We start from the raw sequence: 18,706 nt of genomic DNA, 5'->3' as shown, positions 1-18,706 counted from the left end.
TTAAATTTTAAAAGAAAAGGAGGTGCATTATGCCTACAATTAACCAACTTGTTAGAAAAAGTAGAAAAAGTACAAAAGCAAAATCAAACACACCAGCTTTAGGTTACAACTACAATACTTTAAAAAGTAGAGTTACTCCTAACCAATCACCACAAAAACGTGGAGTTTGTACATCAGTAAGAACTGTAACACCTAAAAAGCCAAACTCAGCTTTACGTAAAGTTGCCAGAGTTAGACTTACAAATGGTGCTGAAGTACTTTCATACATCCCAGGAATTGGTCACAACCTACAAGAACACAGTGTTGTACTAATTAGAGGTGGAAGAGTAAAGGACCTTCCAGGTGTGCGTTACCACATCATAAGAGGTACTCTTGATACAGCAGGAGTAGACGGAAGAAAACAAGGTAGATCTAAATACGGTGCTAAAAAGAACCAAAACTAGATCATAAAATTAATATAAGTGCATAATGTACCTATAATTAAAAAATAAATTTTTATTAAAATTATGGTATATGTGTGCACACTTACGACAATGATTAGTCGAGTACTAATGATATTACTTAATAATTGGTAAAGGAGGGAAGCAAAGTGTCAAGAAAGGGACATATACCAAAAAGAGAAGTAATGCCTGACGCTAAGTATAACGATAGAGTTGTAACAAAACTTATCAACAATGTTATGCTTGATGGTAAAAAAGGTATTGCAACAAGAATTGTCTATGATGCATTTGACATTATAGAAGAAACAACAGGAAATGACGCACTAGAAGTATTCTACCAAGCACTAGAAAACATCATGCCAACACTTGAAGTTAAAGCTCGTAGAATTGGTGGTGCTAACTACCAAGTTCCTATGGAAGTTAGACCAGAAAGAAGACAAACTTTAGCTCTTAGATGGTTAGTTAATTTTTCACGTGCTCGTGGAGAAAAAACTATGGTTGAAAGATTATCAAAAGAAATCATTGATGCATCTAACAACGCTGGTGCAGCTGTTAAGAGAAAAGAAGAAATGCACAGAGCTGCAGAAGCAAATAAAGCATTTGCACACTACAGATATTAATTTCAGGGGGATAAATGCCTAGACAAGTAGCACTAAAAGATACCAGAAATATAGGAATCATGGCCCACATAGATGCGGGTAAGACTACTGTAACAGAAAGAATGTTATACTATACTGGTAAAATATATAAAATAGGTGATACACACGATGGTACAGCAGTAATGGACTCCATGGACCAAGAAAAGGAACGTGGTATTACAATTGGATCTGCTGCAACCACAGCTTTTTGGAAAGACCATAGAATTAACATTATCGATACTCCAGGACACGTTGACTTTACAGTAGAAGTAGAAAGATCACTTAGAGTACTAGATAGTGCTGTAGCTTTATTCGACGCAAAAAGTGGTGTAGAACCACAATCAGAAACTGTATGGAGACAAGCAGATAAGTACCATATCCCAAGAATTTGTTTTATAAACAAAATGGATGCAACTGGTGCAGACTTCTTCATGGCAGTTGATACAATCAAAGATAAATTAAAAGCAAATGCAGTTCCAATTGAAATTCCAATAGGAGCTGAGCAAGAATTTGAAGGTGCAGTTGACCTTATAACAATGGAAGCTGTAACATACAATACAGAAGATTTAGGTGCTCACCCAATATATGGAGAAATTCCAGCGGAACTTAAAGAACAAGCTGAAGAATATAGAAATAACCTACTAGAAGAATTATCAGAAGTTGATGATAATATCATGATGAAATATCTAGAAGGTGAAGAAATTTCTGTAGAAGAAATCAAATCAGCTATCAGAAAAGGTACTATCGAACAAAAGATATTCCCATGTCTTTTAGGTTCAGCTTATAAAAACAAGGGTGTTCAACCACTACTTGATGCAATAATCGAGTTTATGCCAAGTCCAGTAGATGTTCCAAACATCGTAGGATCTGACCCTGCTGATCTTGAAAAAGAAATCGATAGAAAACCTAGCGATGATGAACCACTTGCAGCACTTGCATTCAAAGTTGTCACTGACCCATATGTAGGTAAGTTAATCTACACAAGAATTTACTCAGGTACAATTGAATCAGGTTCTTATATTTACAATGCGACTAAAGGAAAAAGAGAACGTGTTGGTCGTATCATGCAAATGCACTCTAATAAACAAGAAGAAATCCAAACAGGTTATGCTGGGGATATAGTTGCTTTATTAGGTCTTAAAGATACAACAACAGGTGACTCATTATGTATACAAGATAATCAAATTATCCTAGAACAAATGGAATTCCCAGATCCGGTAATCTCAGTTGCTATAGAGCCAAAAACACGTGCATCTCAAGATAAGATGATTATAGGTCTTCAAAAACTAGCTGAAGAAGATCCTACATTCGTTACAAAATCAGATGAAGAAACAGGACAAACAATTATCTCAGGAATGGGAGAACTTCACCTTGAAATTATCGTAGATAGACTTTTAAGAGAATTCAAAGTAGAAGCTAATATAGGTAACCCACAAGTAGCTTATAGAGAAGGTATTACCCAAGAAGCTGAAGCTCAAGGTAAATTTGTAAGACAATCAGGTGGTTCTGGTCAATACGGTGATGTTCACTTAAGAATAATCCCAGGCGAAGAAGGCTCAGGAATTACATTTGAATCACAAATTGTCGGTGGTTCTGTACCAAAAGAATACATCAGACCAGTTGAAGAAGGTGTTCGTGAAGCGGCTGCCTCAGGAATCCTTGGTGGATATCCAATGGTAGATATGCACGTAATCCTTTATGATGGATCTTACCACGAAGTCGACTCATCAGAAGTAGCCTTCCACGTAGCAGGATCTATGGGTCTTAAAAATGCAGTTGAAAGAGCAAAACCAGTTCTATTAGAACCAATAGAAAAAGTAGAAATTACAACACCAGATGAATACTTAGGTGATGTAATGGGAGATGTTTCTTCAAGAAGAGGTAAAATAGATGGTATGAATCCAAAAGATGGAATCCATGTATTAGATGCCTTCATCCCACTATCAGAAATGTTTGGTTATGCAACTGATTTAAGAAGTAAGACTCAAGGTAGAGCAACCTATTCAATGCAATTTGATCACTATGCTCAAGTGCCAGAATCAGTAAAAGAACAAGTATTAAACGATTAATTTAATAGGAGATTATAATGAGTAAACAACAATTTGAAAGAACAAAACCACACTTAAACATAGGAACCATAGGCCACGTAGACCATGGTAAAACAACAACAACAGCAGCAATCACACAAGCATTAAACAAAAAATACGGTACAGGCGAATTCGTAGATTACGAACACATTGATAAAGCCCCAGAAGAAAGAGAACGTGGAATCACAATCAATACATCAGTAGTAGAATACGAAACAGCAAACAGACACTATGCACACATCGACGCTCCAGGCCACGCTGACTACGTTAAAAACATGATTACAGGAGCAGCCCAAATGGACGGAGCAATCATAGTAGTAAGTGCAGCAGACGGTCCAATGCCACAAACAAGAGAACACATCCTATTAGCACGTCAAGTAGGAGTACCAAAAATAGCAGTATTCCTAAACAAAGAAGACCAAGTAGACGATCCAGAACTAATCGAATTAGTAGAAATGGAAGTAAGAGACCTACTAAGCGAATACGACTATGACGGAGACGAAGCCCCAGTAGTAGTAGGAAGTGCATTAAAATCCCTACAAGAAGGTGGAGAAGGCGAATGGTCAGACAAAATCCTACAACTAATGGACGAAGTAGACAACTACTTTGATATCCCAGAAAGAGATAACGACCAACCATTCCTAATGCCAGTAGAAGACGTAATGACAATCTCAGGCCGTGGAACAGTAGCAACAGGAAGAGTAGAAAGAGGAACATTAAAAGTAAACGATACAGTAGAAATCGTAGGCCTAACAGAAAAAACAAAAGAAGCAGTAGTAACAGGCGTAGAAATGTTCCACAAATCATTAGACCAAGCAGAAAGTGGAGATAACGTAGGAGTCCTACTAAGAGGAATCCAAAGAGACGAAATCTCAAGAGGTCAAGTACTAGCAGCCAAAGACAGCGTACACCCACACACAGAATTCGAAGGACAAGTATACGTACTAACCAAAGAAGAAGGAGGACGTCATACCCCATTCTTCAGTGGATACAGACCACAATTCTTCTTTAGAACAACAGACGTAACAGGCGATATCGAATTAGAAGAAGGCGTAGAAATGGTAATGCCAGGAGACAACGCAACATTTAAAATCAGCCTACAAAAACCAATAGCCCTAGAAGAAGGACTAAGATTCGCAGTACGTGAAGGTGGTAGAACAGTAGCATCAGGTGTTGTTACTAAGGTTATTAAATAATTTTATACAATATAATTATTTTATTAAAAGGGGCTGTTGCAAAAGTCCTAATATAGAAAAAAGACGAGGAAACTGAAATCCTCGTCTTTTTCTGATACAATGTATTTATGAAAACCGTTAAAAATACATCATCATTAACTAATTTTACACTAGTTAATGATACTATTCAATTAAAAATGAATTTTGACACTGAAATATATGTCAGAGATGATGTTAAGTTAAGGCTTGTAAAAAATATAATTGAAAGGATGGATCTATCAGAATTAAAAAAAGTCTACTCATCATTTGGAAGAAAACCTACAGTAAACCCAGTAACAATGCTACAAATAATAATATTTTGCTACTCTGAAGGAATATTCTCATCAAGAAATATAGAAAAATCATGCAAATATGATTTGAGGATAAAATACCTTTTAGATGGAGAAAATCCACCAGATCATAGTACAATAAACAGATTTAGACAAAAAATCGTAGAACTAGCACCAAACTTGTTAAATCAAATGATTCAAATACTAATAGAAGAAAATCAAATAGACTTATCAAGCATATACATAGATGGAACAAAAATAGAAGCCTACGCCAATAGATATAGTTTCGTGTGGCGAGGAAGCATTGAAAAATGGCAAGAGAAACTAAGAGTAAAAATAATAAAGCACTTTAATTTAAATAGAGAACTAACACCATCACAGGTATTAGCAGTAGTAAGAATAGCATTCAATCAGATAAGTACAGAATGTACAGAAAATAAAATAAACTTTGTACATGGACAAGGAAAAAGAAAACACCAACTCCAACGAGACTATGAAAAGCTTAAAGATTGGAAGAACAAACTAGAAAGCTACAGGAAACATCTAGAAATAATGGGAGAGCACAGAAACTCCTACTCAAAAACAGACCATGATGCAAGCTTCATGAGAATGAAAGAAGATCATATGAAAAATGGTCAATTAAAACCAGCCTACAACATCCAACTAGCAAGTTCCTCAGGCTTCATCATAGGAGAAAATGTATCCCACCATCCATCCGATATGTACACCTTAAAACCATTTCTAAATAAATTACTCAAAAACCACCCCGACAAACTAAACAAAATAGTAGCAGATTCAGGATATGAAAGCGAAGAAAACTATGTTTTTCTTGCAGAAAACAAGCTCTTATCATACATAAAACCATCCAACTACGAACAATTAAAAACTAGAAAGTATAAAAAAGAAGAAGAATTCAGAAATAGTCTAAGATATGATAAAACATCAGACAAATACATATCAAAAGAAGGCAAAGAATTCATAAGGTGCACTGATAGATACAGAAAAAGAAAAAGCGGATACACAACAACCAGCAAAGTATACAGATGCTTTAACTGGAACAAAGATGGTCAGAAAACCAAAGGAATCTACATAGCAGAAATCTTTCAAAAATATAGGAAAGAATCCTTAGAAAATATAAGCTCAGACCAAGGAATAGAAGAAAGAATAAATAGATCAATCCAAGCTGAAGGTGCATTTTCCAAAATAAAATCAGGACTAAACTACAACAGATTCCACCATAGAGGAAAATCAAATATAATAAGTGAAATATGCCTCTTATCAATGGCACTAAACCTAAATAAACTGGCATCCAAAATAGAAAACAAGAATTTAGAACTCATAAAATACAAAGCTTCTTAAGAAAAAAATATTAAAAATCTTAGCTGTATTAATTGAGCCTATTTTTATGAAAAATGTGGATAAATTCATTTTCATATTAAAGAAAGATACAGAATTTAATGGCTTGATACCAATATACACTAAAAAAGGTGATGAGCAGAATAGATTTATCTATTCTGCAACATCACCTTTTTTGTATAAAATAATAAACTAAATTTATATAAAACATACAGAAATACTTTTATTTGCAAATATAAAATTAAAAAAGGGTAAAAATTAAACTAAGATAATTTGGACTTTTACCTTAGCTATAATTATAGTTGTAATAATTTAGCTTTAAAATATCATAAAAAGATACATCTATTACAGGTTTTAGAAGGAGTCCTAGTATAAAAAAATTAGTTAAATTGTAAATACACTAATTTCTATACTGAAAAAAGTATTATCAATACTAGTCATTATATTTACATGGTTATTAAAAATATTTATGTATATTTTAATCACAATAAAGATAAAAAAGAAGTTAGATGAATTTCAAAAATGAGAGAATTATTAGAAAAAATCTGTTTAAGTTTTTCTAGAGTTACTTTAGCAATAGTCTATTAATAGATAGTGTATACATATTATCAATTATTGATTATAGTGATTATTAAAGTATACTAAACTCTTGGAGGATTTATGAGTAAAAAATCAATAGTGATAATGTTAGCATATGTAGGAATCATTACCGGAGCGGGACTAGCTTCTGGACAAGAGATCTTACAGTATTTTGTATCCCTAGGAATACCTGGACTTATAGGAGCGGGTGCAATAGGAATTTTACATATATTATTTGGAGGCATACTCTTACAGTTAGGTTCAATGTATTTAGCAACTGATCATGAAGATGTTTTTGATCAAGTAACAAATAAATACGTAGCAAAATTTATGGACTTAGGTCTAATATTTAATTGCTTTGTAATGGGCTTTGTTATGATAGCTGGTGCAGGAAGTAACCTAAATCAAGCTTTTGGCATAGATAAGTGGATAGGCCAACTTCTCTGTGCTCTTTTGATAATATTTGTTGGTATGCTTGATTTTGAAAAAGTTTCTAAGATTATAGGCTCTTTTACACCTATTATAATTACTTTTGTTTTAATAGGTGCTATATATACATTCACCAATTCAAACCCAAATTGGGATTATTTAAATACAGTAGCAACTAGTTTATCGTCTAATTTTAGCAATGTTCCACTATCTGTATTCAATTATTTTGGTCTTTGTATGATGTGCAGTGTATCAATGGGATTTGTACTAGGTGGAGAAGAGATGAATCCTAGCGAAGCTGGCTTGGGTGGACTTCTAGGAGGAGCTATCTCAGGTATACTTGGTTTACTAGTTGCCTTTACTATATTTATTAGAATTGATGAAGTAGGACAACTAGATATACCAATGTTATATATATTAGAAGCTATTCATCCAGTATTAGGAGTTTTAATGGCCATTACAATCTTTGGTATGATATTTAATACTGCAATATCACTTTTCTACTCCCTATCAAGAAGATTTTCTAAAGGAGATGAAAATAAGTTTAGAAAGATGCTTATAATAATAACCTTAGCAGCATTTGCACTAAGTTTTGGTGGATTTAAAAAATTAGTATCTACTTTTTATCCAATCATTGGCTATATTGGTATAGCTCTTATGATTTTATTACTAGTGGCTTGGTTTAGAGATAGGCAGTCAATAAAATATGAAAATTACAAAAGAGTTGGCATAAACCATTATATGAGAAAGAAAATGGATGATAATGAAGACTTTAGTAGAGAAGACGAAAAAAAATTAAAAAAATTAATAGATAGATCTAATATAGATAATGAACAGATGCAAGAAGTAGCTGAAGAATATGTTCAAAAAGAGTTAGAGGATGAAGAATAGAACTGTGGGTCTTTATAGGCCTGCAGTTTTTTGTTTTTTATATTGATATATTAATATGGTTTGTAAAAGGGTAAAAATATCCTATAGTATATATAATTATTTAAGGAGGTATTATGAGAAAGTATATTGATGATGCTCGTAAACTTCATGAATATGTTGGCGGTGACGAGAATATTTCTTCAGTAACTCATTGTGTTACTAGGATGCGCTTTGTATTAAACGAACCAGCCAAAGCAGAAATAGAAAAAATTGAAGCCTTACCATCAGTAAAGGGAAGTTTTACACAAGCAGGACAGTTCCAAGTTATAATTGGCAATGATGTTGACCAGTTTTATAACGATTTTATGACGATTTCAAAAGCTAAGGAAGCTAGCAAGGATGAGGTAAAAGCAGATGCAAAGAAAAACCAAAACTGGTTACAGAGAGTTTCTGCAGTATTGGCAGAAATATTTGCACCACTTATACCTGCTATTATAGTAGGTGGCTTGCTTTTAGGATTAAGGAGTATCTTAGGACAGATACCTTTTGATAACCTAGGTGGACAAACAATTGTTGAGCATTCACAGTTTTGGTCAGGAACTAATGATTTCTTATGGCTAATATGTGAGGCTATTTTCCATTATTTACCTGTTGGTATTGTATGGTCTATTACTCGTAAAATGGGAAGTACACAAATACTTGGTATAGTATTAGGTATTTGTTTAGTTTCTCCTAATATATTAGCTAATGCATATACAATTGCAGAGGGTGGAGAAATACCTATTTGGGATTTTGGATCTTTTCAAATTCAAAGAGTAGGTTATCAAGCTCAAGTAATACCAGCTATGCTTGCAGGTTTTACCCTAGTTTATTTAGAAAGATTCTGGAAAAAACATATACACCAGTCAGTTTCAATGATATTTGTACCACTTCTATCCTTATTGCCAGCAGTTATACTTGCTCATACAATATTAGGGCCAATAGGTTGGAAGATAGGAACAGCTATCTCTAATGGAGTTTATGCAGGACTTACATCAAAGCTCAACTGGTTATTTGGTGCTGTTTTTGGATTTTTCTATGCTCCACTAGTTATAACAGGGCTTCATCATATGACAAATGCCATAGACTTACAACTAGCCAGTGATTTTGGTGGCACTATACTTTGGCCAATGATTGCCCTATCAAATATTGCACAAGCTTCTGCTGTGCTTGCAGTTATCTTTCTTCACAAAAATGATGAAGCAGAAAAGCAAATATCTGTACCAGCAGCAATATCAGCTTACTTAGGAGTAACAGAGCCAGCCTTATTTGGTATCAATATCAAATACGGATATCCATTTATGGCTGGCATGATAGGATCAGCTATTGCTGGAATGTTCTCTGTTCTTACAAAAACAACTGCCTTTAATATAGGTATAGGAGGATTACCAGGATTACTATCTATTCAGTCTAGCTCATATATAACATTTATAATAGCTATGATCATTGCTATAGTAGTTCCAATTATTTTGACTGTAGTATTTAATAAGAAAAAAATGTTCCAGAATAAAATTGAATTTAAGACACCAAGTTTTAGTTAGGAAAAATTTATGAATTTAGGAAAAAAAGTAATTTATCAAGTGTATCCTAGAAGCTTTAAGGATACCAGTGGTGATGGAATAGGAGACCTTAGGGGCATTGCCTCTAAGGCTTCTTATATTAAAGATTTGGGAGTAGATATGGTTTGGTTAAATCCATTCTTTATCTCTCCACAAAATGATAATGGTTACGATATAGCGGATTATTACCATATAGATGAGAAATTTGGTAGTGAAGAAGATTTAGATTATTTAATAAAAATCTTTGAAGAAAATGGATTAGGACTCATGTTTGATATGGTATTTAATCATACGTCAATAGAACACGAGTGGTTTAAAAGAGCCTTAGCAGGAGATAGGTACTATCAAGATTTTTATTATATAAGAGATCCAAAAGAAGATGGATCACTTCCTACAAATTGGGAGTCTAAATTTACTGGAGATGCTTGGGCACCATTTGGAAATACTGGTAAGTACTATCTATGCTTATACGATAAAACTCAAGCAGACCTAAATTGGCATAATCCAAATGTTAGAAAAGAATTATTTAAGATAGTGAATTATTGGATAGATAGAGGTATCAAAGGCTTTAGATTTGATGTGTTAAATGTAATAGGTAAAGATCAGCTTTTAAAAGATAGTACTGGAAATATTGTAGAAGAAAAAGCTTTATATACAGATACTCCTATAGTTCATAAATGGATAAGAGAGCTTAACCAAGATACATTTGGTCGACATGAAGACATCATAACAGTAGGAGAGATGAGCTCTACAAATATTAAAAATTCTATTATGTATTCCAATAATGATAACACAGAACTTTCCATGGTATTTAGCTTTCATCATCTTAAAGTTGACTATGAAAATGGAGATAAATGGACAGACTATGCCTTTGACTTTAAAAAATTAAAAGAAATTTTAAATGAGTGGCAGGTAGGCATGGAAGATGGTGGGGGTTGGAATGCTCTATTTTGGAATAATCATGACCAACCAAGAGCTAATAATAGATTTGGAGATGTAAAAAACTACCCATACGAAACAGCAACTATGCTTGCTCAAACTATGCATATGATGAGAGGAACACCATATATTTATATGGGAGAAGAAATAGGTATGAGTGACCCAAACTATGATTCAATATACGATTACAAGGATATAGAAAGTCATAATGCCTATGAAATGCTTATAAAAGAAGGAAAATCTAGTGAAGAAGCCTTCTCTATAATTAGCAAAAAATCAAGAGACAACTCTAGAACACCTATGCAATGGGATAGTAGCGAGAATGCTGGATTTTCAAATATAAATCCTTGGCTTAGAGTAAATAGTAACTATAGACAGATCAATGTAGAAAGTGCATTAAGCAATAAAAATTCAGTCTATTATTACTATAAAAAACTTATTGAACTAAGAAAAGAAAAAGACATAATATCCGATGGGTCATATACTCCAATTCTAGAAGATCATCCAAGGATTTTTGCATATTTGCGTAAATATAAGGATCAAGTTTTAATAAATTTAAATAATTTCTATAAAGAAGAAGTGGAGATTGACTTATCAGCAATACTTCCAGATTATAAAGACTTTTCATATCTTTTAGGTAATTATGGTAATAGAGAAATGAAAGAAAAAATAATATTACGAGCTTATGAATCTATATCTTTTATAAAATTTATAAAAAGTAGTAATGATTAAAAAATTATATTATTTTAAATATATATTAAACTATTTTATATATCTTGCAATTTATTTAGGTCTTGATATAATATAATTGAAATGATAGGATTATCATTAATAAAAAATTGGGGGATAATATGAAAAATAACAATTCGACCAAGAAAACCGTAACTATTTTGTCATTGGCAATGGTATTAGTATTACCTGTGACAAGTCATGCAGACGAACAAACAAACGAAGAAAAACCATTAAATACCCAAAATTATATGGGGGGGGGGTACAGACAGTAAGCTAGAAGAGGAACTATCAGCTTTAATAGATAAAGAAAAAGCTGATGATAAAGAAGTAAGCATAGACAAAGAAAGCTCCGATGAAATAGAATCATCAGATATAGAAACTTCAAATTCTAATATAGAAGATAAAGAAAATCTAGCAGAAACAGAAAATATAGAGACTGATAATAAAGACTTAGCAGATGATGTAAATAGTGAAAAAGAAGATAATCCTAAACCTAAAGAAAATTATAACTCTACTGAAAAAGTAGAATCAGATGAAGTTGTAAAATCAGAAAAAGAAACAGAAGATACATTAGATAAAAACGACAATGAAGAATTAGAGATAAGCAATGAATTTAATGAAAGTCAGCTAAGAACTGCTAATCCTAGTAGAGATATAAGTAATAAATTACAAGATGTTGATATTAAAATCTATGATACAGAAGAAAGAGGAAAATTAAAATCTGTTGATGGTGAAGATTTAGGCTGGAGCATATCTTTTAAAGCACCTACTGATATACAACCAGGAGATGAATTTACAATAACGCTTTCAGATAATTGGAGTTTAAAAGGGATTGAGCCTGATACTGATTTTGCTGATCCTATCATAGATGAAAATGGCGTTGTTATTGCAGAGGGCAAAAGAACAGATAGAAACCATATAGTTTATACTTTTACTGAAAATATTCATGATGTAAAAGATATAAGTGGTAATATTAACTCACATGGTTATGATGTAAAAGAAAAAATCAAAAATACTCAGGATCAAACTTTTGAAATTTCAGTAGGAGATAAAAGTAATAATAAAACTTTAACAGTTGACTATGGCCCAATTAATGTGAGTGATAATTGGAATGCAAATGGTAAGAGCCAATTTATAAGTAATGATGAAAAAACTGGTGAATACAAACAAGTATTTTATATAAACCCTAATAAAGATACAATTACAGCTAGTGATAATCACAATATATCATTTTATATTGATGGAGTTTACGGGAAAGACGGAGATTGGAAAAAGTTATTATATCCACAAGATAATACTACTGTTACTGTTAATAAAGTTAGTCAAAATGAAACTTTACCAGATGCAGTATATGAAAATCCCGTTAATTATGATGGTGATTCAGATACTGATGTAATTTATAATTTTAATGATACAGGAGATATTGTAGTAGATTTTAAAAGTCAATCTATAGATAGTTCATATGTTGTTACTGTAACTTCAAAAGCACCAGCAGGAATTGGTCCATATACTTTATTTTCAAAGGGAACCATTTATGGAAACCCACAAAGAGAAGAAAATCTTGTATTAGGAAATGGAATAATAAATAGAGGAGGGGATGCATCAGGAACAGATATTAAAAAGAGAGGTTCATTCCAAGAACATCACATCTATCAAACAAAGAAACTAGACGGAACAATCGTAGAAGATTCAAGAGATGATAAAGAAGTAACAGAAGGAACTGAAAAAGAAAACTACGAAACTAAAAAACAAGATAAAGAAGGTTACACACTAGTAAAAGTAGAATCTAAAAATGGTGGACAATTCAATGAAGACGGAAGTCTAAAAGAAGCAGCCTATATAGCAGATACTAAGCAAGAAGTAACCTACATATATCAAAAAGAAGAAAAAGAACAAACCCCAATAGAAGAAACAGGAAAGTTCCAAGAACATCATATCTATATAACAAAAGATAAAGATGGAAACGAAATAGACAGAAAAGTAGTAGACGGTGATGTAAGTGGTGGAACAAAAGACATGACTTACACAACAGGTAAAGACGAAAAAGACGGCTTCAAGTTTGTAAGAACAGAAAACCCAGTAGAAGAACCAAACTACAACGAACAAGGTGAAACAACAACAGGAAACTTCAAACCAGGTGTAACCCAAGAAATCACATACGTATACGAAAAAGAAGAAAAAGAACAAACCCCAATAGAAGAAACAGGAAAGTTCCAAGAACACCACATCTATATAACAAAAGATAAAGATGGAAACGAAATAGACAGAAAAGTAGTAGACGGTGATGTAAGTGGTGGAACAAAAGACATGACTTACACAACAGGTAAAGACGAAAAAGACGGCTTCAAGTTTGTAAGAACAGAAAACCCAGTAGAAGAACCAAACTACAACGAACAAGGTGAAACAACAACAGGAAACTTCAAACCAGGTGTAACCCAAGAAATCACATACGTATACGAAAAAGAAGAAAAAGAACAAACCCCAATAGAAGAAACAGGAAAGTTCCAAGAACACCACATCTATATAACAAAAGATAAAGATGGAAACGAAATAGACAGAAAAGTAGTAGACGGTGATGTAAGTGGTGGAACAAAAGACATGACTTACACAACAGGTAAAGACGAAAAAGACGGCTTCAAGTTTGTAAGAACAGAAAACCCAGTAGAAGAACCAAACTACAACGAACAAGGTGAAACAACAACAGGAAACTTCAAACCAGGTGTAACCCAAGAAATCACATACGTATACGAAAAAGAAGAAAAAGAACAAACCCCAATAGAAGAAACAGGAAAGTTCCAAGAACACCACATCTATATAACAAAAGATAAAGATGGAAACGAAATAGACAGAAAAGTAGTAGACGGTGATGTAAGTGGTGGAACAAAAGACATGACTTACACAACAGGTAAAGACGAAAAAGACGGCTTCAAGTTTGTAAGAACAGAAAACCCAGTAGAAGAACCAAACTACAACGAACAAGGTGAAACAACAACAGGAAACTTCAAACCAGGTGTAACCCAAGAAATCACATACGTATACGAAAAAGAAGAAAAAGAACAAACCCCAATAGAAGAAACAGGAAAGTTCCAAGAACATCATATCTATATAACAAAAGATAAAGATGGAAACGAAATAGACAGAAAAGTAGTAGACGGTGATGTAAGTGGTGGAACAAAAGACATGACTTACACAACAGGTAAAGACGAAAAAGACGGCTTCAAGTTTGTAAGAACAGAAAACCCAGTAGAAGAACCAAACTACAACGAACAAGGTGAAACAACAACAGGAAACTTCAAACCAGGTGTAACCCAAGAAATCACATACGTATACGAAAAAGAAGAAAAAGAACAAACCCCAATAGAAGAAACAGGAAAGTTCCAAGAACACCACATCTATATAACAAAAGATAAAGATGGAAACGAAATAGACAGAAAAGTAGTAGACGGTGATGTAAGTGGTGGAACAAAAGACATGACTTACACAACAGGTAAAGACGAAAAAGACGGCTTCAAGTTTGTAAGAACAGAAAACCCAGTAGAAGAACCAAACTACAACGAACAAGGTGAAACAACAACAGGAAACTTCAAACCAGGTGTAACCCAAGAAATCACATACGTATACGAAAAAGAAGAAAAAGAACAAACCCCAATAGAAGAAACAGGAAAGTTCCAAGAACACCACATCTATATAACAAAAGATAAAGATGGAAACGAAATAGACAGAAAAGTAGTAGACGGTGATGTAAGTGGTGGAACAAAAGACATGACTTACACAACAGGTAAAGACGAAAAAGACGGCTTCAAGTTTGTAAGAACAGAAAACCCAGTAGAAGAACCAAACTACAACGAACAAGGTGAAACAACAACAGGAAACTTCAAACCAGGTGTAACCCAAGAAATCACATACGTATACGAAAAAGAAGAAAAAGAACAAACCCCAATAGAAGAAACAGGAAAGTTCCAAGAACACCACATCTATATAACAAAAGATAAAGATGGAAACGAAATAGACAGAAAAGTAGTAGACGGTGATGTAAGTGGTGGAACAAAAGACATGACTTACACAACAGGTAAAGACGAAAAAGACGGCTTCAAGTTTGTAAGAACAGAAAACCCAGTAGAAGAACCAAACTACAACGAACAAGGTGAAACAACAACAGGAAACTTCAAACCAGGTGTAACCCAAGAAATCACATACGTATACGAAAAAGAAGAAAAAGAACAAACCCCAATAGAAGAAACAGGAAAGTTCCAAGAACACCACATCTATATAACAAAAGATAAAGATGGAAACGAAATAGACAGAAAAGTAGTAGACGGTGATGTAAGTGGTGGAACAAAAGACATGACTTACACAACAGGTAAAGACGAAAAAGACGGCTTCAAGTTTGTAAGAACAGAAAACCCAGTAGAAGAACCAAACTACAACGAACAAGGTGAAACAACAACAGGAAACTTCAAACCAGGTGTAACCCAAGAAATCACATACGTATACGAAAAAGAAGAAAAAGAACAAACCCCAATAGAAGAAACAGGAAAGTTCCAAGAACATCATATCTATATAACAAAAGATAAAGATGGAAACGAAATAGACAGAAAAGTAGTAGACGGTGATGTAAGTGGTGGAACAAAAGACATGACTTACACAACAGGTAAAGACGAAAAAGACGGCTTCAAGTTTGTAAGAACAGAAAACCCAGTAGAAGAACCAAACTACAACGAACAAGGTGAAACAACAACAGGAAACTTCAAACCAGGTGTAACCCAAGAAATCACATACGTATACGAAAAAGAAGAAAAAGAACAAACCCCAATAGAAGAAACAGGAAAGTTCCAAGAACACCACATCTATATAACAAAAGATAAAGATGGAAACGAAATAGACAGAAAAGTAGTAGACGGTGATGTAAGTGGTGGAACAAAAGACATGACTTACACAACAGGTAAAGACGAAAAAGACGGCTTCAAGTTTGTAAGAACAGAAAACCCAGTAGAAGAACCAAACTACAACGAACAAGGTGAAACAACAACAGGAAACTTCAAACCAGGTGTAACCCAAGAAATCACATACGTATACGAAAAAGAAGAAAAAGAACAAACCCCAATAGAAGAAACAGGAAAGTTCCAAGAACATCATATCTATATAACAAAAGATAAAGATGGAAACGAAATAGACAGAAAAGTAGTAGACGGTGATGTAAGTGGTGGAACAAAAGACATGACTTACACAACAGGTAAAGACGAAAAAGACGGCTTCAAGTTTGTAAGAACAGAAAACCCAGTAGAAGAACCAAACTACAACGAACAAGGTGAAACAACAACAGGAAACTTCAAACCAGGTGTAACCCAAGAAATCACATACGTATACGAAAAAGAAGAAAAAGAACAAACCCCAATAGAAGAAACAGGAAAGTTCCAAGAACACCACATCTATATAACAAAAGATAAAGATGGAAACGAAATAGACAGAAAAGTAGTAGACGGTGATGTAAGTGGTGGAACAAAAGACATGACTTACACAACAGGTAAAGACGAAAAAGACGGCTTCAAGTTTGTAAGAACAGAAAACCCAGTAGAAGAACCAAACTACAACGAACAAGGTGAAACAACAACAGGAAACTTCAAACCAGGTGTAACCCAAGAAATCACATACGTATACGAAAAAGAAGAAAAAGAACAAACCCCAATAGAAGAAACAGGAAAGTTCCAAGAACACCACATCTATATAACAAAAGATGAAAATGGCAAAGAAATAACACGTGAAAAAGTAGATGGTAAAGAAAGTGAAGGAACAATCCACGAATTCTACAACACAGGTAAAAAAGAAAAAGATGGATATAAATTTGTACGTACAGAAGATGCAAAGAATACTCCAATAGTAAATGAAGACGGAAGTGAATCAGCAGGCAATTATGTACCAGGCAAAAAACAAGAAATCACATACGTATACGAAAAAACAGTAAGAAAAGAAAATCCAACACCAGAAGAACCAGTAGAAGAAAAAGGAACATTCCAAGAACATCACGTATATATAACAAAAGATGAAAATGGCAAAGAAATAACACGTGAAAAAGTAGATGGTAAAGAAAGTGAAGGAACAATCCACGAATTCTACAACACAGGTAAAAAAGAAAAAGATGGATATAAATTTGTACGTACAGAAGATGCAAAGAATACTCCAATAGTAAATGAAGACGGAAGTGAATCAGCAGGCAATTATGTACCAGGCAAAAAACAAGAAATCACATACGTATACGAAAAAACAGTAAGAAAAGAAAATCCAACACCAGAAGAACCAGTAGAAGAAAAAGGAACATTCCAAGAACATCACGTATATATAACAAAAGATGAAAATGGCAAAGAAATAACACGTGAAAAAGTAGATGGTAAAGAAAGTGAAGGAACAATCCACGAATTCTACAACACAGGTAAAAAAGAAAAAGATGGATATAAATTTGTACGTACAGAAGATGCAAAGAATACTCCAATAGTAAATGAAGACGGAAGTGAATCAGCAGGCAATTATGTACCAGGCAAAAAACAAGAAATCACATACGTATACGAAAAAACAGTAAGAAAAGAAAATCCAACACCAGAAGAACCAGTAGAAGAAAAAGGAACATTCCAAGAACATCACGTATATATAACAAAAGATGAAAATGGCAAAGAAATAACACGTGAAAAAGTAGATGGTAAAGAAAGTGAAGGAACAATCCACGAATTCTACAACACAGGTAAAAAAGAAAAAGATGGATATAAATTTGTACGTACAGAAGATGCAAAGAATACTCCAATAGTAAATGAAGACGGAAGTGAATCAGCAGGCAATTATGTACCAGGCAAAAAACAAGAAATCACATACGTATACGAAAAAACAGTAAGAAAAGAAAATCCAACACCAGAAGAACCAGTAGAAGAAAAAGGAACATTCCAAGAACATCACGTATATATAACAAAAGATGAAAATGGCAAAGAAATAACACGTGAAAAAGTAGATGGTAAAGAAAGTGAAGGAACAATCCACGAATTCTACAACACAGGTAAAAAAGAAAAAGATGGATATAAATTTGTACGTACAGAAGATGCAAAGAATACTCCAATAGTAAATGAAGACGGAAGTGAATCAGCAGGCAATTATGTACCAGGTAAAAAACAAGAAATCACTTATGTATACGAAAAAATAGTAAAAACTCCAGTAAAACCTTCCAAGCCAGAAAATCAAGGTGTTCCATTAACTCCATTGGAACCAGCAGATTCAGTTGATCCAGAAGTTTCAGAAACTCATGAAAAAACTGAAGTTATAAAAGTTCCAAGGGCTCCTCAAAAAGTAGAAAAAGCTATTACTAGAAAATCTAATAACAAATCTAACAATCCAAAAACAGGAGTAGGATCTTCAGCAGGTATAGTTGGTGTAGCAATTTCTTCAATACTTGCAAGTCTTGGATTAGGTAAAAAGAAAAAAGAAGATGAAAACTAAATAAAAACTGAATAACAAATTTATTTCAAGAGGCTCTCTAATAGAGTCTCTTCTTTTT

At 33.5% G+C, this 18,706-nt stretch carries 10 protein-coding genes and 1 pseudogene; all 11 read left to right on the top strand.

Annotated elements, in window-relative coordinates:
* The first annotated feature begins 29 nt into the window (after nt 1–29).
* The 11 genes and pseudogenes from rpsL to ABXG81_RS06785 all read left to right on the top strand — a co-directional run bounded on the left by rpsL (nt 30) and on the right by ABXG81_RS06785 (nt 18,648).
* Entirely contained in the window at nt 30–443 is a 414-nt protein-coding gene (gene rpsL / locus ABXG81_RS06835) for a 30S ribosomal protein S12 (protein WP_117522061.1), read from the top strand.
* Nucleotides 444–589: 146 nt separating this feature from the next.
* Nucleotides 590–1,060 carry a 30S ribosomal protein S7 gene (gene rpsG, locus ABXG81_RS06830; protein ID WP_117522062.1) on the top strand — a complete coding sequence of 157 codons (471 nt, stop codon included), beginning with the start codon at nt 590–592 and terminating at the stop codon, nt 1,058–1,060.
* 14 nt (nt 1,061–1,074) lie between these two features.
* Entirely contained in the window at nt 1,075–3,147 is a 2,073-nt protein-coding gene (fusA, locus tag ABXG81_RS06825; protein WP_117522063.1) for an elongation factor G, read from the top strand.
* 17 nt (nt 3,148–3,164) lie between these two features.
* Nucleotides 3,165–4,361, top strand: a complete 1,197-nt coding sequence (tuf, locus tag ABXG81_RS06820; protein WP_117522332.1) for an elongation factor Tu — start codon at nt 3,165–3,167, stop codon at nt 4,359–4,361.
* Between the two features lie 107 nt (nt 4,362–4,468).
* Nucleotides 4,469–6,028 carry an IS1182 family transposase gene (locus ABXG81_RS06815; RefSeq protein WP_353528620.1) on the top strand — a complete coding sequence of 520 codons (1,560 nt, stop codon included), beginning with the start codon at nt 4,469–4,471 and terminating at the stop codon, nt 6,026–6,028.
* Nucleotides 6,029–6,685: 657 nt separating this feature from the next.
* Nucleotides 6,686–7,924 (top strand): hypothetical protein, encoded by a 1,239-nt coding sequence (locus ABXG81_RS06810; RefSeq protein ID WP_353528618.1) that lies wholly within the window; start codon nt 6,686–6,688, stop codon nt 7,922–7,924.
* A 113-nt stretch (nt 7,925–8,037) separates the two neighbouring features.
* Nucleotides 8,038–9,483, top strand: coding sequence for a PTS system trehalose-specific EIIBC component (gene treP / locus ABXG81_RS06805; RefSeq protein WP_353528616.1), 1,446 nt, complete (start codon nt 8,038–8,040; stop codon nt 9,481–9,483).
* A 9-nt stretch (nt 9,484–9,492) separates the two neighbouring features.
* A complete protein-coding gene (treC, locus tag ABXG81_RS06800) occupies nt 9,493–11,172 on the top strand; it encodes an alpha,alpha-phosphotrehalase (protein ID WP_353528614.1) in 1,680 nt (559 codons plus the stop codon).
* A 119-nt stretch (nt 11,173–11,291) separates the two neighbouring features.
* A complete protein-coding gene (locus ABXG81_RS06795) occupies nt 11,292–11,444 on the top strand; it encodes a hypothetical protein (RefSeq protein WP_353528613.1) in 153 nt (50 codons plus the stop codon).
* A pseudogene (locus tag ABXG81_RS06790) lies at nt 11,407–12,180 on the top strand (Ig-like domain-containing protein); the annotation flags it as partial. The gene ABXG81_RS06795 and the pseudogene ABXG81_RS06790, both read left to right, overlap by 38 nt.
* An 87-nt stretch (nt 12,181–12,267) precedes the next feature.
* Nucleotides 12,268–18,648: a MucBP domain-containing protein gene (locus ABXG81_RS06785; protein WP_353528612.1), complete on the top strand. Its 6,381-nt coding sequence runs from the start codon at nt 12,268–12,270 to the stop codon at nt 18,646–18,648.
* Nucleotides 18,649–18,706: the final 58 nt, after the last annotated feature.

The organism is Anaerococcus nagyae, from assembly GCF_040364225.1.
Classification (GTDB): Bacteria; Bacillota; Clostridia; order Tissierellales; family Peptoniphilaceae; genus Anaerococcus; species Anaerococcus nagyae.
The sequence above is the reverse complement of the archived record's forward strand: the minus strand, read 5'-3'. Positions and strand labels throughout refer to the sequence as shown.

Coding starts and splice junctions, on each gene's coding strand:
- rpsL (WP_117522061.1), top strand. CDS start 30: ATGCCTACAATTAACCAACTTGTTAGAAAAAGTAGAAAAAGTACAAAA.
- fusA (WP_117522063.1), top strand. CDS start 1,075: ATGCCTAGACAAGTAGCACTAAAAGATACCAGAAATATAGGAATCATG.
- tuf (WP_117522332.1), top strand. CDS start 3,165: ATGAGTAAACAACAATTTGAAAGAACAAAACCACACTTAAACATAGGA.
- ABXG81_RS06815 (WP_353528620.1), top strand. CDS start 4,469: ATGAAAACCGTTAAAAATACATCATCATTAACTAATTTTACACTAGTT.
- ABXG81_RS06810 (WP_353528618.1), top strand. CDS start 6,686: ATGAGTAAAAAATCAATAGTGATAATGTTAGCATATGTAGGAATCATT.
- treP (WP_353528616.1), top strand. CDS start 8,038: ATGAGAAAGTATATTGATGATGCTCGTAAACTTCATGAATATGTTGGC.
- treC (WP_353528614.1), top strand. CDS start 9,493: ATGAATTTAGGAAAAAAAGTAATTTATCAAGTGTATCCTAGAAGCTTT.
- ABXG81_RS06795 (WP_353528613.1), top strand. CDS start 11,292: ATGAAAAATAACAATTCGACCAAGAAAACCGTAACTATTTTGTCATTG.